The 25,517-nt window shown below is 61.3% G+C and carries 36 protein-coding genes; 15 read left to right on the top strand and 21 right to left on the bottom strand.

Annotation, left to right across the window (positions count from 1 at the left end; genetic code table 11):
- The 4 genes from F3J45_RS28220 to F3J45_RS28205 all read left to right on the top strand — a co-directional run.
- On the top strand, positions 1-254 hold a 254-nt coding region (locus F3J45_RS28220; protein ID WP_205300716.1), incomplete at its 5' end, for a hypothetical protein.
- A 54-nt stretch (positions 255-308) separates the two neighbouring features.
- Complete coding sequence (gene topA, locus F3J45_RS28215; RefSeq protein WP_167070636.1) at positions 309-2,330, top strand: type I DNA topoisomerase; 2,022 nt, start codon at positions 309-311, stop codon at positions 2,328-2,330.
- The gene (locus tag F3J45_RS28210; protein ID WP_167070635.1) at positions 2,330-2,575 is read left to right on the top strand and encodes a hypothetical protein; all 246 of its coding nucleotides are present in this window, start codon (positions 2,330-2,332) and stop codon (positions 2,573-2,575) included. The genes topA and F3J45_RS28210 overlap by 1 nt, the downstream gene beginning before the upstream one ends.
- Positions 2,576-2,650: 75 nt before the next feature.
- The gene (locus F3J45_RS28205; protein ID WP_167070634.1) at positions 2,651-3,349 is read left to right on the top strand and encodes a fertility inhibition factor FiwA; all 699 of its coding nucleotides are present in this window, start codon (positions 2,651-2,653) and stop codon (positions 3,347-3,349) included.
- Positions 3,350-3,575: 226 nt separating this feature from the next.
- Here F3J45_RS28205 and F3J45_RS28200 read toward each other — a convergent pair whose 3' ends face one another.
- Genes F3J45_RS28200 through F3J45_RS28175 form a run of 6 tightly spaced genes read right to left on the bottom strand, consistent with a single transcriptional unit; the run spans position 3,576 to position 6,216 of the window.
- Positions 3,576-4,247, bottom strand: coding sequence for a hypothetical protein (locus F3J45_RS28200; RefSeq protein ID WP_167070633.1), 672 nt, complete (start codon positions 4,245-4,247; stop codon positions 3,576-3,578).
- Positions 4,240-4,704 (bottom strand): hypothetical protein, encoded by a 465-nt coding sequence (locus F3J45_RS28195; protein ID WP_167070632.1) that lies wholly within the window; start codon positions 4,702-4,704, stop codon positions 4,240-4,242. The genes F3J45_RS28200 and F3J45_RS28195 overlap by 8 nt, the downstream gene beginning before the upstream one ends.
- Before the next feature lie 18 nt (positions 4,705-4,722).
- Positions 4,723-4,962, bottom strand: coding sequence for an antirestriction protein ArdR (locus F3J45_RS28190; protein ID WP_167070631.1), 240 nt, complete (start codon positions 4,960-4,962; stop codon positions 4,723-4,725).
- An 11-nt stretch (positions 4,963-4,973) separates the two neighbouring features.
- Entirely contained in the window at positions 4,974-5,711 is a 738-nt protein-coding gene (locus F3J45_RS28185) for a SprT-like domain-containing protein (protein WP_167070630.1), read from the bottom strand.
- The gene (locus tag F3J45_RS28180) at positions 5,708-6,007 is read right to left on the bottom strand and encodes a hypothetical protein (RefSeq protein WP_167070629.1); all 300 of its coding nucleotides are present in this window, start codon (positions 6,005-6,007) and stop codon (positions 5,708-5,710) included. Before F3J45_RS28180 ends, F3J45_RS28185 begins: the two co-directional genes overlap by 4 nt.
- Positions 6,004-6,216 carry a hypothetical protein gene (locus F3J45_RS28175; protein ID WP_167070628.1) on the bottom strand — a complete coding sequence of 71 codons (213 nt, stop codon included), beginning with the start codon at positions 6,214-6,216 and terminating at the stop codon, positions 6,004-6,006. The genes F3J45_RS28180 and F3J45_RS28175 overlap by 4 nt, the downstream gene beginning before the upstream one ends.
- A gap of 180 nt (positions 6,217-6,396) precedes the next feature.
- Here F3J45_RS28175 and F3J45_RS28170 point away from each other — a divergent pair, with 180 nt between their 5' ends.
- From F3J45_RS28170 to F3J45_RS28130, 9 genes are all read left to right on the top strand, one after another.
- The gene (locus F3J45_RS28170; RefSeq protein ID WP_167070627.1) at positions 6,397-6,678 is read left to right on the top strand and encodes a hypothetical protein; all 282 of its coding nucleotides are present in this window, start codon (positions 6,397-6,399) and stop codon (positions 6,676-6,678) included.
- A complete protein-coding gene (locus F3J45_RS28165; RefSeq protein WP_167070626.1) occupies positions 6,675-7,076 on the top strand; it encodes a hypothetical protein in 402 nt (133 codons plus the stop codon). The genes F3J45_RS28170 and F3J45_RS28165 overlap by 4 nt, the downstream gene beginning before the upstream one ends.
- 90 nt (positions 7,077-7,166) lie before the next feature.
- Positions 7,167-7,343 (top strand): hypothetical protein, encoded by a 177-nt coding sequence (locus F3J45_RS28160; RefSeq protein ID WP_167070625.1) that lies wholly within the window; start codon positions 7,167-7,169, stop codon positions 7,341-7,343.
- Positions 7,344-7,360: 17 nt separating this feature from the next.
- Positions 7,361-7,966 (top strand): DUF6012 family protein, encoded by a 606-nt coding sequence (locus F3J45_RS28155; protein WP_167070624.1) that lies wholly within the window; start codon positions 7,361-7,363, stop codon positions 7,964-7,966.
- A gap of 123 nt (positions 7,967-8,089) precedes the next feature.
- Complete coding sequence (locus F3J45_RS28150) at positions 8,090-8,704, top strand: recombinase family protein (RefSeq protein WP_304623207.1); 615 nt, start codon at positions 8,090-8,092, stop codon at positions 8,702-8,704.
- A gap of 173 nt (positions 8,705-8,877) precedes the next feature.
- Complete coding sequence (locus tag F3J45_RS28145) at positions 8,878-9,132, top strand: hypothetical protein (protein WP_167070623.1); 255 nt, start codon at positions 8,878-8,880, stop codon at positions 9,130-9,132.
- A gap of 35 nt (positions 9,133-9,167) precedes the next feature.
- Positions 9,168-9,695: a hypothetical protein gene (locus tag F3J45_RS28140; RefSeq protein WP_167070622.1), complete on the top strand. Its 528-nt coding sequence runs from the start codon at positions 9,168-9,170 to the stop codon at positions 9,693-9,695.
- Positions 9,692-9,907, top strand: a complete 216-nt coding sequence (locus F3J45_RS28135; RefSeq protein ID WP_167070621.1) for a hypothetical protein — start codon at positions 9,692-9,694, stop codon at positions 9,905-9,907. Before F3J45_RS28140 ends, F3J45_RS28135 begins: the two co-directional genes overlap by 4 nt.
- A 49-nt stretch (positions 9,908-9,956) precedes the next feature.
- Entirely contained in the window at positions 9,957-10,796 is an 840-nt protein-coding gene (locus F3J45_RS28130) for a 3'-5' exonuclease (protein WP_167070620.1), read from the top strand.
- Between the two features lie 249 nt (positions 10,797-11,045).
- On the opposite strand, the gene F3J45_RS28125 is transcribed toward F3J45_RS28130, so the two are convergent.
- From F3J45_RS28125 to F3J45_RS28055, 15 genes are all read right to left on the bottom strand, one after another.
- Complete coding sequence (locus F3J45_RS28125) at positions 11,046-11,294, bottom strand: hypothetical protein (RefSeq protein WP_167070619.1); 249 nt, start codon at positions 11,292-11,294, stop codon at positions 11,046-11,048.
- Between the two features lie 57 nt (positions 11,295-11,351).
- Positions 11,352-11,810 (bottom strand): KfrB domain-containing protein, encoded by a 459-nt coding sequence (locus tag F3J45_RS28120; RefSeq protein ID WP_167070618.1) that lies wholly within the window; start codon positions 11,808-11,810, stop codon positions 11,352-11,354.
- A 48-nt stretch (positions 11,811-11,858) separates the two neighbouring features.
- The gene (locus tag F3J45_RS28115) at positions 11,859-13,352 is read right to left on the bottom strand and encodes a TrbI/VirB10 family protein (RefSeq protein WP_167070617.1); all 1,494 of its coding nucleotides are present in this window, start codon (positions 13,350-13,352) and stop codon (positions 11,859-11,861) included.
- Positions 13,352-13,807, bottom strand: a complete 456-nt coding sequence (locus F3J45_RS28110) for a conjugal transfer protein TrbH (protein ID WP_167070616.1) — start codon at positions 13,805-13,807, stop codon at positions 13,352-13,354. The genes F3J45_RS28115 and F3J45_RS28110 overlap by 1 nt, the downstream gene beginning before the upstream one ends.
- Positions 13,808-14,728 carry a P-type conjugative transfer protein TrbG gene (gene trbG / locus F3J45_RS28105; protein ID WP_167070615.1) on the bottom strand — a complete coding sequence of 307 codons (921 nt, stop codon included), beginning with the start codon at positions 14,726-14,728 and terminating at the stop codon, positions 13,808-13,810. It lies immediately after the preceding gene.
- Positions 14,729-14,745: 17 nt separating this feature from the next.
- Complete coding sequence (locus tag F3J45_RS28100) at positions 14,746-15,462, bottom strand: type IV secretion system protein (RefSeq protein ID WP_167070614.1); 717 nt, start codon at positions 15,460-15,462, stop codon at positions 14,746-14,748.
- Positions 15,463-15,552: 90 nt separating this feature from the next.
- Positions 15,553-15,849, bottom strand: a complete 297-nt coding sequence (locus F3J45_RS28095) for a hypothetical protein (protein ID WP_167070613.1) — start codon at positions 15,847-15,849, stop codon at positions 15,553-15,555.
- Positions 15,850-15,852: 3 nt separating this feature from the next.
- Complete coding sequence (gene trbL / locus F3J45_RS28090) at positions 15,853-17,541, bottom strand: P-type conjugative transfer protein TrbL (protein ID WP_167070612.1); 1,689 nt, start codon at positions 17,539-17,541, stop codon at positions 15,853-15,855.
- 3 nt (positions 17,542-17,544) lie between these two features.
- Positions 17,545-17,748, bottom strand: coding sequence for a hypothetical protein (locus F3J45_RS28085; protein ID WP_167070611.1), 204 nt, complete (start codon positions 17,746-17,748; stop codon positions 17,545-17,547).
- On the bottom strand, positions 17,749-18,534 hold the full coding sequence (gene trbJ / locus F3J45_RS28080) for a P-type conjugative transfer protein TrbJ (protein WP_167070610.1): 786 nt from the start codon (positions 18,532-18,534) through the stop codon (positions 17,749-17,751).
- On the bottom strand, positions 18,503-21,010 hold the full coding sequence (locus F3J45_RS28075; protein WP_167070609.1) for a transporter: 2,508 nt from the start codon (positions 21,008-21,010) through the stop codon (positions 18,503-18,505). The genes trbJ and F3J45_RS28075 overlap by 32 nt, the downstream gene beginning before the upstream one ends.
- Before the next feature lie 13 nt (positions 21,011-21,023).
- Entirely contained in the window at positions 21,024-21,338 is a 315-nt protein-coding gene (locus F3J45_RS28070) for a conjugal transfer protein TrbD (RefSeq protein WP_167070608.1), read from the bottom strand.
- Positions 21,338-21,826 carry a TrbC/VirB2 family protein gene (locus F3J45_RS28065; protein ID WP_167070607.1) on the bottom strand — a complete coding sequence of 163 codons (489 nt, stop codon included), beginning with the start codon at positions 21,824-21,826 and terminating at the stop codon, positions 21,338-21,340. Before F3J45_RS28065 ends, F3J45_RS28070 begins: the two co-directional genes overlap by 1 nt.
- Before the next feature lie 11 nt (positions 21,827-21,837).
- Positions 21,838-22,821 carry a P-type conjugative transfer ATPase TrbB gene (trbB, locus tag F3J45_RS28060; protein ID WP_167070606.1) on the bottom strand — a complete coding sequence of 328 codons (984 nt, stop codon included), beginning with the start codon at positions 22,819-22,821 and terminating at the stop codon, positions 21,838-21,840.
- A gap of 179 nt (positions 22,822-23,000) precedes the next feature.
- Positions 23,001-23,264: a helix-turn-helix domain-containing protein gene (locus F3J45_RS28055; RefSeq protein ID WP_167070605.1), complete on the bottom strand. Its 264-nt coding sequence runs from the start codon at positions 23,262-23,264 to the stop codon at positions 23,001-23,003.
- Positions 23,265-23,537: 273 nt separating this feature from the next.
- On the opposite strand from F3J45_RS28055, the gene parC reads away from it, so the two are divergent.
- Together parC and F3J45_RS28045 are read left to right on the top strand one after the other, a co-directional pair.
- Positions 23,538-23,885: a ParC family partition-associated protein gene (gene parC / locus F3J45_RS28050; protein WP_167070604.1), complete on the top strand. Its 348-nt coding sequence runs from the start codon at positions 23,538-23,540 to the stop codon at positions 23,883-23,885.
- Between the two features lie 187 nt (positions 23,886-24,072).
- The gene (locus tag F3J45_RS28045) at positions 24,073-25,497 is read left to right on the top strand and encodes a replication protein (protein WP_167070603.1); all 1,425 of its coding nucleotides are present in this window, start codon (positions 24,073-24,075) and stop codon (positions 25,495-25,497) included.
- The last annotated feature ends 20 nt before the right edge of the window (positions 25,498-25,517 follow it).

The raw sequence follows: 25,517 nt of genomic DNA, 5'->3' as shown, positions 1-25,517 counted from the left end.
TGCACGACAAGGCCAACGAGGAACGGCAGGACGTGATGAATCACGCCCAGCCCGGCGCACTGGACGGCAGCACCGCCGGAGTGTCGTGGAAGAAGTTGCCCGAGCAGGTCAAGCAACAACTGATCGCCGACGTGCAGAGCGGCAAGGACGTGGCGCTACCGAAGGACGCCCCGGCCAAGCTGAAACAACAGGCAGGCATCGAACCAACCCCGGCGCAGCGTTCGCGCAGCCGTGGCATGGATGCGGGCCTTTAACGAGAAGACGCGGCCGGACACCCCGGCCGCTACTGGACTACAGGAGTTACCCCAATGACCACATTGGTAATCGTTGAATCACCGAAGAAGGTTAAGACCATCGGCCCGATCCTTGGCGACCGCTACACCGTCATGGCCAGCGTTGGCCATGTGCGCGACCTGCCGCCGAAGGAAATGGGCATTGACCCGGTATCGTTCGCGTTGAGCTATGAAGCGACCGAGCGCGGCCGTAGTGTGCTGGCCAAGCTCAAGGCCGCCGCAAGGGATGCCGATGCCGTCATTCTGGCCACCGACCCCGACCGCGAGGGCGAGGCGATTTCGTGGCACCTTGCCGAATCGCTCAAGCTCAACAACCCGCAGCGCGTGACGTTCACCGCGATCACAAAAGACAAAATCCTTGCCGCATTCAAGGCCCCTCGGGCGCTCGACATGCAGCGGGTACATGCTCAGGAAGCGCGCCGCGCCCTCGACCGGATCATTGGCTATCGCGTCAGTCCGGCCCTGTCCAATGCTACCGGCCAACGGATCGGCGCAGGCCGCGTGCAATCCCCGGCGGTGCGTCTGGTCGTTGACCTCGAACGCACCATTGCCGCGTTCAAATCGACTCAGCACTACGGGGCCGAGTTGATCTTTTCCAACGACGACGCAACGAAGTGGAAAGCGCAGTTCGACACTAAGCCTCACCTTGCCCCCGGTGAAACCTATCTGCTCGATGACACGTTGGCCAAGCTGGCCGCCGCTGTCCGCAACGTGACCGTCGCGGAGTACAGCGACAGCGAGGAAGGCAAGGCCCCGAAAGCCCCGTTCACCACCTCGACCATGCAGCAGGACGCGGGCAAACGCCTCAAGCTCAAGCCGAAAGTCACCATGCAGCTTGCGCAGAAGCTCTACGAGCAAGGCGCGATCACGTATCACCGTACCGATGCGCCGAATATGGACGAGGAAGGTATTGCGGACATTGCCGCCTACGCGCAGAGCGCGGGCTTGAAGCTGGCCGACAAGCCGCGCAAGTGGAAGGCGAAAGACGGCGCTCAGGAAGGCCACGAAGCCATCAGGCCGACGCAGGCGGCGAACCTTGATTGTGGCGAGGATGAAGCCGAAAAAGCGCTGTATCGGCTTATCTGGCAGCGTGCCGTGGCTTCGCAGCTCGCCGACGCAATCTATGCCGTTCGTGCCGTGCGTCTCGCGGGTGACGCCGAAGGTACGCCGGTATCGTTCAAGGCCACCGGCAAAACGCTGGTTTCGCCGGGCTGGCAGGCTGTCTATGCCGAGGACGCGCCCGACGAAGACGACGAGAAGGACGAAACCAGCAGCAACCCGATCCCCGCCCTTGCCGTGGACGATGCACTGGTGGCCAGCGATGGCCGCTTGCTCACCAAGAAGACCAAGCCACCAGTCCGGTACAAAGAGCCTACCCTGATCGGAGCAATGGAAAAGCTCGGGATCGGCCGACCAAGCACTTATGCCGCGATCATGGACAACATTACGACCCGCGAGTACATCGTAGAAGACAAAAAAGGCTATCTGTCACCATCGAGCACAGGCGAAATCCTGCGCGATGGTCTGGTAGACCGATTCGCTTTTATTGACCTCGATTACACCCGTGGCCTTGAGGATCAGCTAGACCAGATCGCCGAAGGTCAGGCCAGCTATCACGACGTAGTTTCGGCCGCGTGGGCCTCACTGGATGACGAGCTGGCCAGCTTGGAGTCGGCCAACCTGCCGGTCGCACACCCTTGCCCGACCTGCGCCAAGGGGCTGCGCCGGATCAAGGGCGAACACGGGTTCTTTTGGGCGTGCTCTGACCGCGAGTGTAAAACCACCCTGCCAGACGCCAAGGGCAAGCCGGGCGAGCGCAAGGCACCGCCTGCGCCTACCGGCATAAACTGCCCGAAATGCGGCACGGAGCTGGCCCACCGGGTCGGCACAAGCAAGCCGGTCAAGCGCGGCATGAAGCCCCGGCCCTATGACTTCTACAGCTGCACCAGCCCTAAATGCGATGCGAAGTACAACACCGGCGCGGACGGCAAGCCCGTGTTCGGCGACGACGCACCGGCCGCGAAGGAGGCAAGCTAATGATCGGCTTTCTGGAAATGACACCTGACGAGCTGGCCACGTTGCCCGATACCGTCTTGCCACTGACCGCCATCGAGCTGCGTTCTATTCTGCTGGCCCTCGACGGCGACACGTTCGAGGCCGATTCCATCTATGGTGTTGGCTTGAGAAGCGCCGATGACAAGCTGGAAAAGATGATGATCGAGGTACGACTAAAGATCGGCCGTAGTCGCCGGGGCCTGACTGACGACGCCGCAGCCGAGTAAGCTAAACCGACCCACTCAGGGGGCCATGCCGGGAGGCTGGCCCCTTTGCTTTTCAGCCCGGAAATAGGAGGGTATATGTTCGAGAACTGGCGTCGTAGCCGTGCCATGCGGGCCGAGCTGCGCGAGCTTGACCAGAGCCAAAAGCCCGCCGAGCTGGCCAAGCCGGACGACAGCACCCCCGGCCGCCTTCTTTGGTGCCTGCCGGTGCCCGGCAAGCCTGATGCGTTCATGCGGGTGGATGCAGGCCAAGCCGATCACGACCGGTTTGTGGTGCCGGTCAACGCCGTAGCGTTCAATCGCCTATGGCTCTCCGGTGGCCTGACCTCACCCGGTCGGCCGGACGGCTGCCCGCTGCGCAAGGACATGCCCAGCGACTACAAGTATCGGCACGCCGTGGCAGGCTTCGCGGCCGGGCGTGAATCGCCGGTGCCGCTGGCCAGTGTCGCGCTTGAGCGCGGGCCAACCCCTTCGGTCAGATTCAACGACGGTGTGACCCGCACTCTTTGGCTGCTGGCCAACAACGTCGCCGCGTTCCCTGTCGTGATCGCTGGGGAGGACAACGCCAAGGTGCTCGCAAAGCTGGCCGGTACAGACGGCAGCATTATGCGAGCCTCAGAGGCGTTTCGATTGCCGGAGAAGGCCCCACAGAGCGCGCAAGAGCCGTTAGGCACCAAAAGGGGAGGGGCAGGGCAGGAGCAGGCGCGACAGGCCCCGGAGAAGGCCCCGCAGGCCCACAGGCGGCCGCCGCGTGATCGCGGCATGGGGATGGACTGACCAGACAGCAAAAAGCCCCGTGTTGGGGCTTTTCGTTATCCGCGTGCTGGTAGTGGGTGATCGGGTCGCGTTGGGCTTGCGCAGGGCGATGCCGGATGATTGGGGTTGGCTGCTATCTCAGCGCACCGCGCCTCATAAGCCGCCTGATCGGCGGCTTTCTGTTGGCGCTGCTGCCAGACACCCGCGACGATAAACACGACGAGCAAAACGACCTTTGTGGAAGTTTTCATGTTGCGCTGTCCAGAGCGAACCAGCGCACGGCGACTTGGGTGGTCAGGCGTCGATAGATTTCCTCCTGTAGCTCAGGCGATGCGGCCGCGAGTTCGTCTTGAATGTCGTCCCCGTCGTTCATCACCTCAACGCTGACCAACAGGCCATACTTGCGGCCGAACTGGCGAAGGTGCCGAAAGCGCATTAATTCATCCTCGCTCAGCATGGCGAAGTTCTTCCCATGCAGACCCTCGGCCAGCTCGGCCACTTCGAGAATTTCGTTACTCGGGCGCGACCGGAAGCTGGGGGGGACGACCGTTGCAAAGGGGGCGATCTTGCTAAGGTCATAGCGCTTTACATCGCCGGTGCCGAAAAAGTCTGGCATGACAAATGACCTGCCGTTGCGCGTCGACGCGAACATCACGCCATACTCGACCTCGATCTTTGCTTGGGCGCGAGCTGTCGTGTACGCCTCAGCGTTCGTCTTGAACGCGGGTAGCAGCGTCTCGATCATGTCGCAGACTTGGCCTATTGCGGTGCGGGAATGCCGTACACGTTTTAGGACGTGGTTCGACACCCCGCTGCTGTTGACCGTGGCCTGTTTGTGCAGGGCCACGAACTCACGCCATGCTGCGCAGTAGACCTCATAAAGCTGATCGTTGGTCAGCGTCAGCGTGTGCTCAGTCATTCCGGCGATCCTCACGGACTGGTGAAACCAGCTTGTTGATGAACTTGTTACCCGCTTCTTTCGGAATGGGCCGCGCAAGGGCTGATATTGCCTGTTGTTCTCGGTCGATCCACTCAAAGACTGGGGAGAACTCAAGGCCGCCACGCTCGCGGGTGACGCGGTGCAGTTCGGCGTAAGCGTCATGGTCTACCGGCTCATAGTCAGTCAGTAGATTGTCCAGTGATTCACCCCACGTCTTCGCAAACGGCGCGTAGTAGTTGACCAAAACCGCAGCCGCCAACCCGCTACCCAAAACTACCGGGACGCCGAGCTGCACCACCCCGCCAGTAATCATGGCGGTCACAGTAGCGGCCACAATGGATGCAGCCATGCGCGGCCCTAATGTCCCTTTTTGCGCGCTGATCGCGGCGTTGCTGATCTTCAACAGTTGCCGCCGTTTGTCACCGAAGTTAGTCATCCTTTCTACCTCTACTTATCAGTTGTTTGGTTGCGCAGCCGCCCAGCGTTCCGCGCCGTTGTAGTCGTCGCCGCCTTCGGCAATGAACACCTGCCCGGACACGTCCACCGCGTAAGCGCCGGGGCGTTCGTGGTTCGCATCGCGCAGTTCATTTTTCCAGCCATACACAGCCCCTTGCCAGATCAGCACGACCCCGCCCGGGTTTTCTTGGTTGCCGTCGCGCCATTGGCTTGCGACCTTGCGAATAGCGTCAGTCATTGCAGTAACCCTCAGTTGGCCAGCTCGAACGGTGCGCCGTCGCAGTCATCACCACCGCACAGCAGCTTCAAGCCCGGTTTGCCCCATGCCTGCGCGCCGCAGTTGGGGCAGCGGTATTTGTCTCGGTTCGACTTGTTGCCCGGCGCGACAGGTTCGAGCATCCCGCCGCCCATGTCGTCGCCGTCGTCGTCATCGTCACCGCCACCCCCGGCCTCGCCGAAGATTGCCGCAACCTCAGTCCCGGCAGGCGGGTGCCGGTCGAACCATGAAATGCGAAAGTCAGTACCCAGCAGTACATCAGTGGCTTGCATGAACGGCCCGCCGTCAATGGCATAGTCGGCCATCTTCTCGCCGGTTTTCTTGCCGCCCGGCTTGCCGGTGCTGGAAGGCATCAGGCCGATGGCTTCCATCTTCTCGGCCCATTCCTTGTTGTGGTAGCCGCGTCGGCCCGGCTCGCCGAAATGGAACTGCCAGAGGTGCGCCATTTCATGGACGAGCGTTTGCAGAATCTCCAGCAGCGGGACGACACCAAAGTAAGACGGGTTCATGGCGATTTCATCGGTCATCGTCTTATCGTGCTTGTTGCCAAACCGGCGCGACGAGAAATAGCCGTAGGTGCGTTTTTCGCGCTGCATGGTGATAAGGCAGAACGGCAGCTTTCCGTCAAACAGCGCGTTGTTGTAGTGGACGTAGGCCGCTTGCAGCTCGGCATACGCCTGCGTCGTGGGATCGAGGACGGCAACCATCATTCACCACGCATAAGCTGTTCGCGCTCTTTGGTCAGCCGTGACAGCCAAACCGTAGCGCCCAAAAACACCGTCGAGGACAGCGCGAACCCCGCGACCCCGACAAACAGATACGTGCGCTCAAGCGCAGGCGGCACCGAGCCAGGCGCTGGCGACAGCAGCAGCCACAGCAGTGCGGACACCAAAGTAAAGATCAGCACGACCAAAGCCCGGCGGCGATGTTTGCGAAGTGATCCCGCGAAGTCGTCCAGCAGGATCACTTTTATCTCTCGAATGTCGTTTTGATTGTTGTTGCTCATCCGCCCTTCCCTTTGGTGCCCATCGTTTTGTGTTTGCACAGCCCATGCTCGGCCATGACGTATTCCAAGGCCATGCGCGAGTAGTCACCACCGCCACACGGGCGCACCCGGCCTTGCTCGATCAGATACAGCCCCAGTATGTGAAGCTGACGAACCATCCTTTCCATGTCGGCCGTATCGACCGGCTGTTGCATCGCTGCAAAGGTCATAACCGCATCCTCTCACATTTGGATTGCACAATCCAAATGATAGCGAAAACACGATATTTAGCAAGTCCGCAAAACGACCGTTTGGCGGACAGGTCGAAATTGTCCGAATAAAAGACGTTGCAGACGTTTGACGGACACGTTAGAATAACGGACAGAAAGCGGACAAATGGAGAGGTTCACATGCAGAAGGCAACAACCATCACCACCATCGACCTGACCCCGACTTGGGGTGAGGTCGGCAACATCGTCCGCCGCCTGATCCAAGGCGGTGAAACCAAAGCCATCGAGCAGATGGATAGCGAGCTGGCCCGCGCCTTCGCTGCCTGCGAAGCTCTGCAAGCGATCCAGAAAGACCTGCCCGACGATCTGCGCGAGAAAGCGTGCGCAATCATCGACGCGGAAATGACCAAGCAGGGCTACAACCCCAACGCCAAAACCAAAGGAAAGGAGTCGCACGAATGAACGCCCAACAACGCCAAATGATCGAGCGCCTGATTGCTCGCGAAGCCATCAAGGGCCTGATCGCCGACGACTACAAAATCTCGGTGTTCGATGGCGAGCAAACCACGCTCAAGGACAGCACCGACGCCGCTGCAATCGAAGCGGCAATGTTCACCACTGACGAAGACCAATTGCACGTCACGCATCAGCACGTCGGCGAACAGGGCTGGGTGCTGTTCATCTACGGCAACGATGGCCACGACGTGATCGCCGATAACACCGTGAACATCGAGCCAGCGCTGAAAGGCGCAAGCGAACTGGCCGACAAAATCGCCGCCGAAGACCCGGCCACCTTGGCGCAGGTACTGGCCAATCTGGCGCAAGACTTGGCCCGCGAGGATCACTTGCCAGCCGAGTAAGAGATTTCGGCCAGAACGGCCGGAAGGGATGCCGGGTAGTGGCTGCAACCGCTACCCGGCGTTTGGACAAGCCAACTTGAGGAAGCCGCTATGTCCGAGCAGGAAATTACCACAGTTAAGGGCCTGACCGCATCGCAGATCGGCCACCCGGCCCACCGGGAGCTGCTGAAACGCTACGCGGGTGAAGTTGCGCCGCCGTGTGTCGCAGAAGCACTGATGAAAACCCTTGATCCCAGCCGCGCCGGTCGCGTCTGGCAAGTCAAATAATGGAAGGAACCACCGCGATGCTTATCCACCTTGTACCTCGCCTTTTGGCCTGTCGCGTGAACGAGCCAGTATGTGAGCTGATCGACTTTCACTGCCCTGCGCTGGGCTTGAATCTGCGCAATGGCGTTGACCTGATGGCCAAGCGGCCTTACCGCAACAAGCACTATCAGGTCGCGTGCCGCAAGATCGGACAGAAGGCCATGAATGGAATCCTGATCGAGACGACCGAGCGCGTGCGAGAGTTCACCACGATCACCCGTTGGGCTGTCGGCGGTGATCGCGTCGTCAATCATCAGGTGCAGTATTTCGTTCTCGATGACGAGCTTGATGCCATCAGCGAAGACATGATGTTTTGGTACGCAACGGGCGATGGCCGGTGGACCCGGCGCTGGCCGGAAGTCAGCCGCCAGTTTTCCCCCGTGCAGATCGAGCCGTGCATGGAGCTGCGCACCCGCGACCGCAAAGCGCACAGCGCTGATCGCTTGAATGCTCGCGGTGAAGTGCTGGAGCGATCCGAGGTATTCCAGATGCACACCATTGAGCGGGGCCGGATCGTGGAGAACGTCACCTTTCACAACGGCCGTATGCCGAGCATCGAGCACGCATTCCGCGCCTCGATCTAACCATTAACCACAACAGCCGCCGGATCACCGGCGGCATCAGGAAGCGAACCATGCCCAACAGAAGCCAGCCCAACAGCACCGGGGGCGACAATGCGTGATCCGCGAGACAACAGCACGGCCAGCATGGATATGTCCACGCTGATCGGCTACGCCCGCGTTTCGACCGCCGACCAGTCGCTAGACATGCAGATCGAGGCGCTGAAAAGCGCCGGATGCCATCAGGTTTTCACCGACGTGGCCAGCGGAGCCAAGGCCGAACGGCCGGGCCTTGAAAAAGCGCTTGAGTACCTGCGCGAAGGCGACACCCTTGTGGTGTGGAAAATTGACCGCCTCGGCCGCTCGATGGCCCATTTGGTGCAGACCGTAGACGAGCTGCGCGAGCGCGGCGTAGGGTTTCGGTCGCTGACAGATGCCGGGATCGACACGACCACGCGCAATGGCAAGCTACTGTTCAACCTGTTCGCCACGCTCGCCGAGTTCGAGCGCGACTTGATTAGAGAGCGCACCAAGGCCGGGTTGGCCAGCGCGTCGGCCCGTGGCCGACACGGTGGACGGCGGCCGGTAGTGACACCGGCCAAGCTGGCAAGGGCGCAGAAGCTCATGCTCAAGGACGCAGACGGAGGCAAGGGCCTAAACGTCCGCGAGGCGGCCGCCGCGATCAACGTAGGCAAAACAGCTTTGTATGAAGCCTTGAAGGAGGCGGAAGCAAACAGCAACACACAGCAGGGCGACGAATAGGGCGGCAGGTGATTTTCCCCGTTCGTTGGCCTGCTGATCGGCCAGTGTAGCGGCTGCGCAGCATTGCAACGCTTGCAGCGTCCGCCACTACGTTTCGGCCCGAAGGGTGCAATGCAGCTTTATCAGCCGCTGACCACATGCCGACAGGCCAACAACCGAACGGAGAAAACACCATGACTACCACCGCCCTTTACTCGACCCTTTACCGCGTGCGCGGCCTGACCCGCACCGTCGCCAAGGCTTTCGCTTGGCTGTTTGGCGTACAGCTCGCAGTGCTGTACGTGCTGGCCACCGTCGCAGATGCGCCGCTGACCAGTCTTGCAGGCCCCGGCCTGCGCTTCGCGGCCGCACTGGCCGCCGTCGTCATCCTTGCCCCCCGCGTCTTCAACGCGGTGCTGGCATGGATCGCCGCCAAACGCCGGGCCTGATCGGCTCGGCCTCGACACCAAAAAGGAAGGTTCCGATGGCTACCGCACCCGATGCAACCAATATTCTGGAAGTCGCCCACCCCATCGCCGACACGGCGCAGTCGGTGACTGTTGCCTGTCCATATTGCGGCACTGCCAACGCGCTCAAAGCAGCGGATTGGCAGGTGAACGAGTCCGGCCACTTCGTCATATCGGACGTGGCCACGTTCGGCACCACTTGCCCGAGCTGCAACAACACGTTCGCATTCCGACCGCTGTCACAGGCCGACCGGCTGCCCCAGCTCCCCGAGGGGCTGCGCACAGCGCTGCACGTCGTTAGCCAGAAAGGCATGACCGGTAACAAGTCGTGGGTGCTGCGCGACCTCGCCACCGATCAAGCCTACGAACTGACCCCCAGCACGATTGCCGGGTGGCAGATCCCCGTGGGCGACCTCAGTAGCCCCGGCATCATCGTGACCATGCAGCCCGAGTGCGTGACATTGGAGCTTCGCACCGGCCAGCTCTATCGCACCGCGCCGCCACCTAGCGGTTTGCGCGCCGCGTCAAGAGGTAAAAGGGCATGACTGGCGAGCGACGGGAACGGATCGAGCGGGCAGAGAAGCACGTCAATGAACAGCTCAGCTACGGCGGGATATTTCCCCTCAACGGGCCTTTCGGTAAGACGCTGGAACTCCGTTATTGGGATGGTGATTTGGCAGACGAGATAGGCCAGATGCGCCGCCTTGCCGATGCTCTAAATCAGCTCGCAGATGCACTTGAAACCGAAGCGGATTAAATCGAATGCGCCGGGCCTCGCAAGCCCGGCATTTTTATTAGGGGGCCACATGGCCAGAACCCGGATACACCTCACCCCGGCCGAAGCAGAGGCCAAGGGGTGGCTTTGCTGTAAGCACCTCAAGGAGCGCCACCGCCTCATGCCGGGCCTAAGCACTCGACCCGTTGGCAGCGTCTGGCAAGGTCAGGGCGCTTATGACGTGTACGATCCAGTCGATTGCGTGCCGTGGCGTTGGGAGCCAGGCCCTGCCCAACTCCGTCGTCAATCGGTGGCCAAGCAAGCCAAAGACCTGATCGGCGGCGAGTGTCTGACCATCGACACCGAAACCACCGGCGTCGGCGACGATGACGAGGTGTGCGAGATAACGATTCTCGACGTGACCGGCGCGCCGATCCTCGACACGCTGATACGACCGACCCGGCCAATCTCGGACGAAACGAGCGCGTACAACGGCATCACTAACGCGATGCTGGCCAGCGCGCCGAGCTGGCCCGAGGTGGCCGAGCAGTACGCGGCCATCGTCGCTGGCCGGACAGTGGTTGCATACAACACCGCTTTCGACGTTCGGTTGTTGCGGCAGACCCACGAGCGCCACGGCCTGACTGCGCCGACGTTCTCGACCGCCTGCGCGATGCTGATGTACGCCGCATGGCATGGCGAATACGACAGCAACCGCGACCGCTGGAGGTGGCTAAAGCTGATCGACGCGGCGACCGAATGCGGTGTGGCAGAAGATGGCGCGCACCGCGCCCTCGCCGACGCACGCATGACGCTGGGTGTGCTGCGCTACTTGCAGCGCTACACGAACGGACGGCGGCCGCCCCGGCCGAAGGTGGCCACCGTCCTGCAGGAGACTTTGCCCCCTGTTTTGGATTGTGCAATCCAATAGCGCGCCACTGCCGCGCCGGTGATCCCGGCGCGCTGGCCAACCTCCCCCACCCAGTACCTACACGCACGCCGGGCTGCATTGCAGCCCCATAGCGGCGATTTCCCGCCCTTCCCTATGGCATCCTGCCGCTTGCGCGCCTGCGCCGCTTAGCGGCCTTTCTACGGGCAAAGAAAAAGGGCCTCGCGGCCCTTAGTGGTACAGCTCAACCGGCATGGTTCACCGTTTCGGCTGCATGTAGTGGTGGCCCTATCACGGGCCGTTGACGCCCCACGCTTCATCGAAATAGGACGGCTCGCCCTCGGCCGCCGCGACGTACTTGAACGAGTAGCCGAAATCGTCGTCTTCCTCGCGGCCGACGTTTTCGCCAGCCTTCAAGCGCGCAAGCACCGTTTCCAACTGGCTGATAATGGCTGCCCGGTCGCTATGCCGGGTGCCTTGCAGGTAGATGGCCACCTGTTGGAGCGGATAGGCGTGCTCGATCCAGCTTTTGCTAACCATGTATCCCCCTTGCAGTCTCTCAAAGTGAAAGGGCGACCAGATCGGCCGCCCTGTTGGTTACAGCGATGCGCCTTGCCCTTTTGATGCGGTACGGGCCGCGACGTTGGCCGTCTGCGCGTTGCTGGCCACGCCCTTGCCGTTGGCATAGGCCACGGTGTAGCTGCGACCGTCTACGATCTTCTCGCCCTTGGCTTCCAGCTCAGCGAAGGCCGAGCGTGGGTGTTCGACCACGCCCTTGCCGGAAAGCTGGTAGACCGCCTTGCTGTCGCTGAACAGCACTTGGCCAGTGAAAGATGCGTCTTTGCCGGTGCTGCCCTTGGTGGCTTCGGCGAGCTGGTAGATACCCTTTGGCAGCCCGCTTTCGGGCAGCACCTTGACCGTCATCCAGTCGCCTTTAACCACTTGGTCAATCTGGCGGCTGCCGTTGAGTACGCACACCTTGCGCGATCCCTCGGGCATCATCTTGACCGGCGGCGGGGTTGGGTTTTTCCAGCTTGGGGCTTGGTTGTTCGCCATTACTTTGTACTCCTTACGTCATAAAAGCGGCCGCGAACGGCCGCGCCCTCAGTAGCAGCCTTTGCCGGAGTTTCCGGCCATCGGGTGACCTTCCCACGTCGGCAGGATAATGTCCTTGGTCACCATGATGTTGAACTCGTAACCCGGACGGATTTCGAGCGTCGGCTGAATGTTCATGTTCTTCTGCGCCATCTGCATACCAATCTGGCCCATCTGCTGGCCCAGCGACCCGGCGATGATTTGCGAGCTGCTGTAGTTCTCGCCGTTGCTGGCCTGCGGCTGCGAGAGCTGGATACCGGCCGAGAAGACCGACAACAGCAAGCCGCTGCCGAAGATGCGCAGGTAGTGGTTATCGACCAGATCGTTGAAACCAGCGTAGCCGCCCATGTCGGTGCCCGGCATGTTGTCAATCGAGATTGACGAACCGTCCGGGTAGATGATCCGACGCCACACCGCGAGCGCTCGGGTCTGACCCAGCGTCACGCCGCTGTCGTAGGTGCCCACGACGCGGGAGCCGGGCGGGATCAGGCATTGGGTGCCGGTCGCGCTGTCGTACACCGGTTCACGAACCTGTCCGATGATCTGGCCGGGCAAATCCGAGTTGATGCCGGAAATCATCACGCCGGGAATCACCCAGCCCGCTTTAACTTCCTGCGACGGCGCGATGGCTGCCTTACGCTGGCGAGCCAAATAGACCTCGGCCTCTGGTGTGTTGGCGAGGAACGCAGCCTTGCGATCCTGCTGGTTCTCGGCCGCCATGCTGCCGACGCCCATGCCACCCATTCCGCCGGCGTAATCCATCCCGCCGGCACCCATGCCACCCATTCCGCCGGCACGACCAGTTGCAGCCGCGTAGCGGTTCATCAGTTCGTCAGCGCTTAGGCGGCCCGAAGCCGCTGCTTGCTGCGCTCCGGCCGCGTTGTTCGCGTTGGCGTTGCGGTCGTTCTTGCGGCCCATCTCTACCGACGAATCAGCATCGAGTGACTGCATGGCCATCTGAAAACGGCGATCCTCGACCTGCTTGATTTTCTGCAAGCGATCCTGCATCGCCTGCGAAATCTGCGGCTGACCTGATCCCGAGTTCTGGCCACGGCCGCCACGGTCTACCGGCGCACCGCCCTGCGGTTGCGTGCCACCAGCCTGCGCCGTATCAGTTGGCATTTCCGGCGGTGCTGGAGGTGCCGAAGCGTTTGGCCCCGGCTGCACTGGTGACGTGGCCACCGCGCCCACAGTGCGCGTTTGCCCTGCACCACTGGCGGCCGCCATCTGTTGCTGTTGGCGGTCGTACATGGTGTAGGTGACACCTATCACAGCCAGCGCAACGACACCGCCGACAATGGCCAGCGGCAGACGGTTAAGGCGGCGTACCCCCTTCCCCCTTTTTGGTGCCGCCAGAAAGTCGGGCGATGCGCCGTCGTCGCGCATGTCTGGATCGTCGTCTATCGGCGGCTCTTGGCGGCCATTGGCCTTGTCGTTGTGATGCTCTGCATCTTCCAACGGCAGATCGGTGCTTTGGTCGTTGTCTTTGTTGTTCGTGCTCATTACTGGCCCCCTCGAACCGTGAACGGAGCGCCCGGCAACAGCAGGCCATTAGAGCCGCGAGGGTAGTAGCGGCTCGCCTCGATGCCCTGATACTGCAAGCGCATCAGTACGCCGCTATCGAGCGGCGAAGCGAGGTAACGCAGGGCGATGCCTTGACCAGCCGGGTGGCCGGTTTTCGGGTCAACCAGCGTCACGCCATAGCCCCGCGCGCGCAGGGCTGGAATCATGGCCGCTGTCAGGTGGTCGTGATCCTTCGCGGCCGGAGGATCGAGCACAAGCGTGGTGCGCGCAGGCGGCAAGGCGTCGGCCAGATAGGCCACTGCCTCGCGTGACAGCGTTTGCGAATCGGCCGCGGAAACGGTGGATTCAACGTAGGACATGGTAGGCCGAGAGGTTGCGCAGGCGCTCAAAAGCAGCGCCGTGGCAACCGTGGCGATCAGTTGGAAGCGGGCCATTTACTTGCCCCCCGTGCGGGTAATGGTGACTTCGGTTTGATCGCTGCCGACGCCGACGATCAGCGCGGCCTTGTCGATCACCTTATCAACCACGTAGCGATCGCCGATCGGGCGATAGTTGATTAGCTTGGTCGGAGCCTTCGAGAACCATCCGCCCTCACCCTTGGCCACCAGTGCCGGGGCCTCGCCGCCAAAATTCGCGGACGGGAATTGGATATAGGTTTTCGACCCGTCGGTGTAGACACGCACCGGCTTCCAGCTCGGGCTATCGCCGCCGACCTTGAACCCGAAATCGAGGTTGGCCAGATTCTGGCCGGTCGGCATGGTGTTGCTGTAGGTCTGTTTGGCGTGACGCTCGCGGTAGGAAGCCCATGCGCGTTCCATGTCATCCGGGTAGTCGAACGACAGAACCGGTATCCAGTCTTTCGGCTTGCTCACCAGTTTGATCGAATACAGGCGGCGGTCAGTGGTTACGGTCAGACTGGTGCTCAGGCCCACGTCCTTCGGCTTGACGACCAGCACGGTAGCTTCACCCTCGGGCGAACCCATCGTGGCCGGGGTAATCGTCCAGCGCGGTTTATCGCCTACGTGCAGATCGTTCACCACTTCGCCCGCCTGCAACACGATGTTGCACGGCTCCAGCGGCGCGCACACAAGGGTCGGTTGGGTGGCACCAAAAAGGTACTTCACACTGCCGTCAGGGCCACGCACGGGGCGATCAGGGTGTGCCATCCATTGCTTGGCCAGACGCACGCCTTCGGCCTCTTTGGCGCTCAGCTTGACGCTATCCGGGGCAAACATCGGGATCGGTGGCAGCGCCTCGCCTTGCGGGCTAGTAGCCAGCGCGGGTACGTCTTGAGCGAACACCGGAACAGCAAATGCGGCAACCGCAAGGCCCGCAATCCATTGAGTCTTTTTCATAAAGGTCACCAGTCAGATCAGTTATTACGAGCGGGCCAAGAGAAGCTGCGGACGTACATGCCCGTAGGGTTCGCCATTAGCTGCTGTTCGCTCACAGGTTGAGCCAACAGAACGTTGGCCGTCAGTTGGTACGTGGTCGGCTGTCCGATCACCTTGCCGGAAACGCGGTTGTGGCGGGTTTCCGTCCACTCGACCAGCCACGTATCCCCGGCCATGTTCACCGGCGTCTGCACGGAGACTTCTACGGTTTCCTCGGCTGCGCGCTTGTATGGGTCATTGGTACGGTGATAGTTGGCCAGCTCGGTGAAAGCGGCACTATCTGGCAGGGTCATCGCATAGGTGTAATCGACCGCTTTCTTGGTTGCCTTGTAGTCGGCGTAGACCGTGCGCGCACCAATCACCCAATCCTGCAACGCCCGACGAACCTGTTGGGCCTCGGGCGTTTTGTTGGCTTGGTCAGCGCGGAAAATCGAGCTGATCGCGCCCTGCTCGGTCAGGTTGACGTAGTAGACCGCGATCTTTTCCGTGGCCACCTGATAGAAGTTCATGCTGACCGAAATGATGGCGAAAACGCCGACGACCAGAGCCGCCACACGCCAGCTATTGGCGTTCTTCACCACATCGCCGTAGCGTTCGTTCCATTCGCGCCGTGCGTTCAGGTAGGGCGTGCTCGGCGGTGACGCTTTCGCGCTCGCGTCGGCCCCCTTCCCTTTTTGCTTGCCTTTGTTTTGCATGGTTCAGTCCGTCCGTTTGATAGTCTTTAAACGATATTATTGGCCAAAGTTAGCCCCCCTAGCAAGCGCTAGGAGGGCTTTTTTTTGGGGTTACGTGCGGTCTTTTCTGCGCTGTCGTTCCGTCTCTTCGAGGTCATCCCACATATCGCGGGAGCGTCGGTTTCCAAGGAGTGGAACCCGACTAAGCGAGCGAGCGATACCGACAAAACCGCCGCCCAAAGGCCCCAGCAGACGGCTGGTGAATTGCTGACCTTTCGTCACCTTGGCGTCGATCTTGTCTAAGCGATCACCGTAGCCACGGCTGCGCAGCCACTGGCCAAGCGCCCAAAACCCGATACCAGCGAGGAACATGCCCCCCAACATCACTACCGCGAGAAGTGTGCTCATGGGTCAATCCTCCCCTTTGGTGCCGGGGTTCGTGCTGCCGCCGCTCGGTGGCGGAGTGTCAGCCGGACGGATCACGTTTTGCGGTTCGCTGGGGGTATCGGAGGCCATGGACGGTGCATCGCCGCTGCCGCTGTCAGGGGTTGGCTGCGGCTTGCCGTCGCCCAGCGACAGACCTGCCGCGCTTTCCATGCCCGGTACGGCAATGGCAGACATGAGGCCCGCCGCCTTAGTCAGACCCTCGGCGACCTGCCGCCCGCTCATACCTTTGCCACTCGAAGCGGAGTCGCCGCCCTGCCCTTCGCTTTGCTGCGCCGGTGCCGAACTGGACGAACCGCCGTCGCCGCTCGATGCCGGGGCGGCCTGCGGGCTGGCAGAGCCAGGTTTTGCTTGTGACTTGCCTTCGTCGTCGCCCTGCGCAGCCTTACCGGCCTGCTTGGCTGCCTGCTGCACGCCATTGCTCGGCGAGGACGGCGCGGCCGACGCGGGGTTGGCTGTTGCGCCGCCGGTTTTCGCGCCTGCGGAGCTGGCACCCTTGGCTGCTGCGCCGCCGCCGGTGCTGGCACCTACGCCAGAGGACGCAGCGCCACCCATTGACGACGCGGCACCACCTGCGGAGCTGGCACCGGCAAAGCTGGAGTTGATCGCGCCTGCCAGACCACCCGTAGCGCCTGCTGCGCCACCGGCCGCTGCGGCACCGCCCCCGGCACTGGCTGCACCCATCGCACCGGCCGCCGCCGGAGCTGCTGCCCCAGCCGTGGCGATAGTTGCGATAGCCGCTGCTGCACCGGCTGCACCGGCCGCCGCCATGCCGCCGATGGTGGAGCCGCCGCCCATAGACGTGCCGCTAATCATGCCTGCTACCAGCTCGGGGATGGTCTTTGCGAAGTATGCGCAGGCAAACGCCAGACCGATCATCGTCCACATGCTGGCATCGTCGTGGTTGTAAGCCGCCTGCCACTGCTTCGCCGAGTCGGTAATGAGGCCGACGATCAGCGTCAGAATAAACAGTTTGGCACCAACGGAAACGGCATAGCGCACGATGGCCATTGCGTATTCCCGCGTCCACTGCGAAGCGCCAAAACCCATGAACAGCACAGACGCATTGATGACCACATACGATTCAATGATGGTCAGACCCATGAACGCGGCGATAAACGCGAAGCACAGCAGCACCAGCACACCGGCGAGGGCCACCATAAACGCCGTGAGAGGGTTCCACGTTTCCACGTCGCCGATGGTGTTGGCCAGCTCAATCGCCGTACCGAAAATGTCGCCCGGCCGAATGGCCGTCTCACCCAGCCCGGCGGCCGCTGCGCCCGCTTGGCGGAAGCTGTTCACCACCGCCTCGGCCCACTCCGACGCGAACTGCAACAGCGCCCAAAAGAAGCCGATCACCAGAATGAAGCGCAGCAGCTCGCCGACGATTTCGCCGAGGTCGGCTTGCTTGAACACCAGCGGCATGAACGTCCAAATGAACTGGATCAGGGCCAGCATCCAGAACAGCCGTTCCGCGTAGCCTTTCAGCTTGGCATCCCACTGCGATGCACTGTTTTTCACCAGATCGAGCAGGCCGGTAAAGGAACCGCTCGGGTCGTGCAGGTTCGTGGCGGCCATCGCGTCAGTTGTCACCAAAAAAGACGCGAGCAGCAGCAGCACGACCCACAACGTAAAGCGTTGCTCGCGCCGTCCCATGACTCAATACCCCTTATCGCGGCCGGTGTTCACCGGGTCTACATGCTTGAACGTCTCAGCCGGACGTTGTTCAGGCTTGCAGTTGAGAACGGCCGTAGCGTCGGCGCTGGCCGAAGCGCTGTTGATGTAGAAGGCCGTACCGGCCCCGCCGACAACGGCGGAACCGGCCAGCAACAGAACCAGAGTCACTACCTTGATGTTGAGCATTTAGTACCCCTTGTTATTGCCGGATTGGGTGATCGTGCCGCTGCGGCGCTGGGTGCGCAGCGCGTCGTCAAGATCGCGGCGGTTCTGTTCCTGCGCCATGTAGTTGCCCTGCAAGTTGATTTGCGTGGCCAACAGATCGCGCAGCTTTTGCAGTTGCTGCACGTTCTGCGAGGCGATTTCGTTGCCCGCCTGAATCGCCTGCATACGGCCTACGGCCGACTGCGAACGGGATACCATCTGATTGAGCTGGGCATCCTCGGACTCGAAAGAGCTGGTATTCATGTTCGCCGCCTCCATCGCCGACTTGACGTTATCGCGTCCTTCCTGCGACCACTTTTCGTAACGGTCGGGCATGGTCTGCGAGGCGGGATATTGCGCCGATCCGGCCACTTCGTTGAGGTAGCTTTGCCAGCCCGGCACCTGCATGTTGAACTGCGAATCAAGGTTCTGAATGTCGCGGCCCAGCGCCTGCGAACGCTGGTAGACATTCACCACGCCTTTCAAGTCAGCGGCGATGCTGGCCCACTTGGAATCCGGCAGGCCGGTGCCTTGCGTGACCATGTTCTGGTACTGCTGCATTTGCGTTTTGAGCTGGTCGGCCGTGTTCAACGCGGTATTGGCCGCCTCGACGTAATCAATCATTTGCTGATAGAACGTCGAGCAGTTGGCGCAATAGATCGCATAGGCCGGGGTCGGGGTGGCGAAGCCACCACCGACGACGAGGGTGGCGGTCACAGCCGCCGAGAGCACGCCATTACGCAGCTTTGCGCGAAAGATACTGTTCATAATCCACTCCTTTGTGATCCAACCAATAAAGCGGCCAGTCATCGCCGTGATCGGCGATCAGGTGCCGCACTTCCGCCAAGTCCTCCTTGTCGGATACCGCAACGAAGGCCAGAGCCAGCGGCCCCAAGCCCAGCTCGAAGACGCGGCGACCCAAGGGCGACTTGTAGTAGTATTCGCGCTTGTAGCGGCCGTGTTTGAGAATCTGGATTTCCTTCGAGTTCAGGCCGAACATGGCGTAGAGGTCAGCCGGTCCCGGCGTCTCTTTGGTGCCGTGCAGGTGCGCTTCTTTGTTCGGCAAGAGGATTTTCGTCGGGCACTGTTCAAGCAGCACGTCGAGCAGGCCGGACGACACCGCGTCGGACAGGCTTTGCGTGGCCATGATGACGAGGCAGTTTTTCTTACGCAGCTCTTTCAGCCACTCGCGGATTTTCGGCGCGAACACCGGGTGGCCCAGCATCACCCACGCTTCATCGAGCGACAGCATGGCCGGTTGCCCGGTCAGCGAGCGCTCGAAGCGACGGAACAGATACAACAGCACCGGAATGGCGTTGTTGTTGCCCATCTTCATCAGGTCGTCAATTTCGTAGACCGTGTAGGTGCTGGTCTGCAACTTATCTTCGACACCATCGAGTAGGTGGCCCATCGAGCCGGACAGGGTGTAGTGGGTCAGTGCGTCGCGCACTTCCTGATCTTGCACCGTTGACACGAAGTTGGTCAGCGAACGGAAATCGCGGGGTGCCTCACGCAGCAGGTTCATGGCCCGGTGAATCTCGGCCTTTTGCTGCGGGGTTGGCGGGTTGCCCGCTTGCAGCTCGAAGCAGGTAGCAATCCATTCCTCGGCCCACAGGGCTTCGGATTCGCTGTCAATGTCCACCAACGGCGTCAACGCGGGAGTATCGGATTCGTCGTTGCCAATGTCGTAATGCACGCCCTTTGTGGCCTTGCAAAGCGCGTACAGCGACCGGCCTTTATCGAAGGCGGTAATGGTCGCGGGCGCACGGCTGCCGTCACGGCGGCGACGGCTGCGGTAGCGCCGAAACTGCGCGTGCATCGTCGCCAACAACGTCGATTTACCCGCGCCGGTCGGGCCGAAAACGAGCGTGTGACCCACGTCGCCAACATGCAGATTCAGGCGAAAGGGGGTCGCCCCGGTCGTAACCGTGTGCATCAGCGGCGGCGAGCCAGCCGGGTACAGGTCGCACGGGCACTCGCGCAGGCCGGGCCACAGGCTGGCCAGCGGCAGCAGATCGGCGAGGTTCAGGGTATGCACCAAAGGACGACGCACGTTCGGGAACGTGTGCCCCGGCAGTGTGCCCAGCCATGCCTCTACAGCGTTGACCGACTCGACGCGGGCGGCGAAACCTTTACGCTCCAGCTCGCGCTTAACGTAGCGTGATTGCTCGGCCAGAAAGGCGCGGTTTTCGTGCATCAGAACGATCACTGGCGTGTAGTAGCCGTAGGCGACCAAGCCCGAACTGGCGTCGTTAATTGCCACCTCGGATTCCTGCGCCATTTTCAGGGCGTCGGTGTTAATCATGCCCTTCTGCGACTTGAAGACCTGCGACCAGAAACCGCGCACCTTCTGTTGCCACTTCAAGCGGTAACGGTTGAGGGCGGCCACGGCTTCGTGCTGTTCGAGGAAGATAAACCGCGACGACCAGCGATAGGCCATCGGCAGGCTGTCGAGCATGTCGAGGATGCCGGGGAACGAGTTGCCGGGGAAACCTTCGATAGCCACGCACGACACGAACTTGTCGCCGACCTTCGGCGTGTCGCCCGGCCACAGCGCCGGGTAGCCCAGCCAAGCATCCAGATACATCGGGCAGTCAGGAATGCGCAGCGCGATAGGTTCATCTGTCAGCGTGTAGTGCAGGTAGTTGACCAGTTCGTCACTCTGATAGGCGTCGTCGCCCTCCCCCACCGTGATCGTGGCCATACGGCGCATATGCAGCAGATCGCCGACGCCATCTTGCAGGTCATCGAGCTTTTTCTTGAAGTCCAGCAACAGGCGGTCGGCCGGGTCGCTGTCGTCTACGCCGTCATCGTCGTAGACCATTTCGGCCAGTTTCGAGTCGCGGCGGCTTGGGGGAAGGTAGGTCAGAATCAGCGCATACTCGCTCTCGAACAGCGCGTGTTCCTTGACGAAGGTTCCCCGGCGCTCGGCGTCGATCAGGGCCGTGATCGGCTCAGGAAAATGCGATTCTTCCGGGGTTGGATAGCCCGGCGATGCCAACCGTGAGGCATCAGTCCAAAGCGACCAGCCCGAGCCGAACCGGGCGAGATATTGATTGACCAATGCGGTCAGGTAGTTGCGCTCTGACGTGGTGGCGGATGCCGCGTCGTCACCACGAAAGAAGAAACCAGCCATCAGCGAGCCGTCTTTGCCCAACACCACGCCTTCGTCAATCAGCGCGGCGTAGTTGAGCAGGTCGGGCAAGCCAGCGGCCTTGCTACGGAAGGGTGCTAACGCAAGCATTGTCCGCTCCTTATCAGTAGATACGTGGCGTCTTGGCCACCCGGTGAGGCCGCGAGAACGGCCCGTAATAGTTGCCGTACTTGAGCTGGCGAACGTAGACCTTGCTCATGTTCGGGTCGGCCTTCGCCATCTTGCGAAGGCCATAGACGCAAACCAACCAGATGCACGTCCCAAGGATCGTGGCGGGCCAGTTCATGGCCGACACGATCAGGCCGCCCGCAACCAGCATGGAGAACAGCATTAGCTCGCGCTCGCCCCCCCATACCTGTTGCGGCCGGTGCAGTGCCCGGTGGAAAGGCGTCAATCGACGCGCTTCCTCGGCTTGCATCAGTTACCCCCTGCACCCGGCAGTGCGTTGGCTTGGGCCTTCGAGGCGGTGGCCAGATCGTCAGCAGTGATCGCCGCGTTTGCCGGGATCACTGCGCCCGAGAACATGGTGCCGGTAAGCAGGTTCTTGGCGAACACGATGATGCAGACAACGAGGATCACGTAGATGATGCGGCGGGTGAACTCGGAGATTTCACCGCCCCAGATCAGGGTCGCGCCGCAGGCGATGATGCCGAGCAGGGCGATACCGAAGGCAACGGGGCCACTGATCGACTGGACGAGTTTCGAGATAGGGCTTTCCCACGGCAGGCCGGAGCCGCCGCCCTCGGTAGCGTTCGCTGCATGGGCAGGTTCGGCACCAAAGAAAAGAGCCACGAACAGCGCGGCCATCAGCCAGAAGTAAGGGCTTGTCAGGACGGCCCGAGCCTTCGACGTGAAGGTTGGAGCCGACGACGCCACAGGCGAAGCGAACAGGGCATTTGCGGTCATGTGATGATTTCCTATATCGGTTGGGTGATGTAGTTGGTGCCGTCGTGTCCGGTGACGGTGACGACTTCTTTGATGCGCCGACCCGTGGCCGTCTTTTCAATCGCAATGATCAAATCGACGGCCTCGGCGATAAGCGCTTGCATCGGCGCTGCCGTGGCTTCCGCCACAAGCTGTTCCATGCGGATAAGCCCCGCATTTGCCGAGTTCGCGTGAACAGTGGCCGCCCCGCCGGGGTGGCCAGTGTTCCATGCCTTGAGCAACGCCAGCGCCGACCCGTCGCGGGCCTCACCGACAAGAATCCGGTCAGGGCGCAGGCGCATGGTTGCTTTGAGAAGACGGGTCATATCGACGTGATCGACAGCCCGCAACGGGACAACGTTCGGAGAGCTACATTGCAGCTCCCGCGTGTCCTCGATGATGACAATACGGTGCTCAGGGGTGACGGCATCAATCTCGGCGATGATGGCGTTAGTGAGCGTGGTTTTGCCGGTGCCAGTGCCGCCCACAACAAGGATGTTGCGGCGTTCGAGAACAGCACTCTTGATCGCGGCGCATTGCGCCTCGGTCATGATCCCCGACTTCACATAGTTGGCCAGCGTGAAAACGATGCTCGCTTTCTTACGGATAGTGAAGGTAGGGCCGCTGACGACTGGCGGAATCAGCGCCTCGAACCGCGAGCCGTCAAGCGGTAGCTCGCACTCAAGGATCGGGTTCGCTGCGGTGATATGGGTTCGTAACGAAGAAGCTACAGTGCCCATCAGCGACTCGGCCTGCGACTTGGCCATTGTCCCGATTCGTTCCATTGGTGCCCCGAGCCATTCGCACCAAAGCGAACCGTCGGGGTTCAGCATGATTTCAATAACTTTCGAATCTTCCAGCAGCTCGCAGACCTGCGGCCCGAGTTCGCGGCGCAGCTTTTCAGCAATGCGCCGGTCGTGCTCGGCCCTGTTGGATGCGAGGCTAGAAGCCTTCGGGTCGGGAGAATTTACGTCCATTCCTTTCGTCCTTACCGGTTGCCACGATAGCATCAAGCCGATCAGGCTTGACGGCATAATGATAGTCTAAACACTATCACCGGAACAAGGGCGAATGTATCCAAAAACGAAAAGACCCCACGGCGATGTGGGGTCTAGTTGGCATAACCTGACGAAAGGTATCGCGGCGCGGGGGAGTGCTACGAGGGTACTAGAAGCTGCCAGAGAGGCACGCCAAGGCAGTGGGCCAGCTTGGCCATGTTGTCGATGGTAGGTGACATTTTCCCTGTCTCGATTTCGCTGACCCATGACTGCGCAAATCCCGTCTTATCCTTGACGTCTCGTTGGCTCATCTTGGCGGCGATGCGAGCCTTTCTAAAGTTTTTGGCAAAAAGAAGCCGCTCAGCCGCCACCGGCTTTTCGTCGTGTTCTTGTTCTAAATCGGTGTCGCGTCGTCTAGGCATTTCGGCTCGGCACCTCCCCTTTCAATGGTGAATTTAGCGGGTTGTAGTAGCAAAAAGGGCACACAACACGCGCAGTAAATTGCCGTATGTTAGCAAAAAGGTTGCCCGAATCGGAGCCTTTTTGTCTACGGCAAAGGTCAAGGAATGCACCAAAAAAGAAGGTTTCAGGTAGTGGCCACCCGTGCCATCACCGCGCTGTAGACGAATGCGCTATTATGCAATAATGCTTTTCGCAAAATCCAACCATGCTAGACAGTCTCTAGGGGGTGAGGCATGATTACGTTTGATTCTAATGCTGTCATCGACCCGGTATCGTTCAAGGAAGTGCTGGCCGCCGGTGGCGTCCATGCGGCAACCATTGGTAAGGCTGACAAAGGCTTGGTCGTGGTGCTGCGGATCGCTCAGAAAGACCGCATCCTTGGGCAGTACCGTGGCGGCCCGCGCTACTTTTCATCGCTGGATGGTGCCGGTTCGGTGCTGGTGCAGCACGGCATATACCAGTGGGAAACAGATGCTCAGGGCTGGGTGCCTCGCACCTTGGCCAGAAGTAACCGCGCCAACGATCACGCGCAGAAGGCCCGGCAGGCCCTCGACCGCGCAGTGTTGCAGATTGTTGGTTGACCAGAAATGCAAAAGCCCCGTTTGGCGACGGGGCTTTGGCGAATAGCAGAGCGACTTACAGAACCGTTTGGCGACGGGAACCGGAACAGACGCCCTTGGCGGGGTAAATTCAGGTTCATTCTAGTGTCTCGCTCTGCCTTTGACAAGAGGTGCGCCCGCGTGGTGTGCCTCGAAAGGCAGGAGCTTTATGGCAAGTTCACAGCTTGCGCTGTTCAGTTCTCAGGACGAGGCGCACTTGTACCACGACAGCAACAGGAGCGGGTTTTTCGCGCTGCTGGTTGACGTTCGCGGCGACAAGCGCCAGTCGTCCCATCGTTTGGCGGATATGCCCACCGTGCTCAATCTGGTGGACAAGACTCGCGACACTTGGATGTCACAAGCCGAGTTCATCCGCCCCAACCGGCGTGTCGTGAACCTCTCGCGGCTGGGCCTGCTGTTCGCCGACCTCGACACCTACCGCGTGCCCGCGCTGGCCGGGCGTTCGCCCGACCAACTGGCCGCGTCTGTCCTGTACTTCTGCGCCGACGAAGGCTTGCCGCCGCCGTCCGTGTTGATCTACAGCGGCCGGGGCATACAGGCCAAGTGGCTGCTAGAGGGCACGATTCCACGTCAGGCCCTGCCCCGCTGGAACGCCTGCCAACGCTACCTTGTGGATCGCCTCGCGCACGTCGGCGCCGATCCGATGGCCAAGGACGCCAGCCGCGTGCTGCGCACCGTCGAGACGGTCAACAGCAAGAGCGGCGAAGTCTGCCGCGTGGTTCACGTCCAGAGCGGCCACGATGGCCAACCGATCCGCTACAACTTCGAGTATCTGGCCGAGGCGCTGCTACCGGCGGCCCGATGGACTATCGAGCAGCAACGGCAAGAACAGCAGAAGCAGGCCGAGCAGCGCGCACCGAGAAAGCCTTTCCTTTTGGTGCCCGGCGGCAAAGCCGACAATCTGCGCGGTTTCTCCGGCCGACAGCTCGCGTGGGATCGACTCGAAGACCTGCGCAAGCTGGCCGAGCTGCGCGGTGGCGTCGGTGAAGGCAGCCGGATGCAGCACCTGTTTTGGCGGTTGAACTTCCTGTTACTGTCCGGGGCGACCAACAGCAAGCAGATGTACCACGAAGCGGCCGCGCTGGCCCGCGAGCTTGACCCGCAATGGAATAGTCGCTCGAAAGAGCTGATGACCTTGTTCGGCAAGGCCAAAGCCTACGAAGCCGGGGAGAAAGTCAGCTTTGGCGGCAAGGACTACGCGCCGCTGTACACGCCAAAGAATGACACCCTTATCAACCTGTTCAGAATCACCGCTGACGAACAGCGTCAGCTCAAGACCATCGTCAGCCAGGCCGAGGCCGCAGAACGCCACAGGAAGCGCGAGGAAGGCCGTAGACGCGCTGCCGGTGCGGTAGACCGGGAAACCTACCTTGAGGCTGCCAACGCCAAGCAGGCGCAGGCGCAGGCCCTTAGACGCGAAGGCTTGAGCGTGCGGGCCATCGCCAAGCAAATGGGCGTATCCGTGGGTGCCGTATCGGGCTACCTCAAGGCCCCGCCTGTAGAGTGTTCAGAGTCCGTGCGTATTACTAATGGCGAAGCCCCCGAGCTTTTGACGGCGGCCCGGTCGTCCTGATGTTGCAGGTGTACACCGCC

It is taken from the genome of Pantoea sp. Ap-967, assembly GCF_011752565.1.
GTDB lineage: Bacteria > Pseudomonadota > Gammaproteobacteria > Pseudomonadales > Pseudomonadaceae > Aquipseudomonas.
The sequence above is the reverse complement of the archived record's forward strand: the minus strand, read 5'-3'. Positions and strand labels throughout refer to the sequence as shown.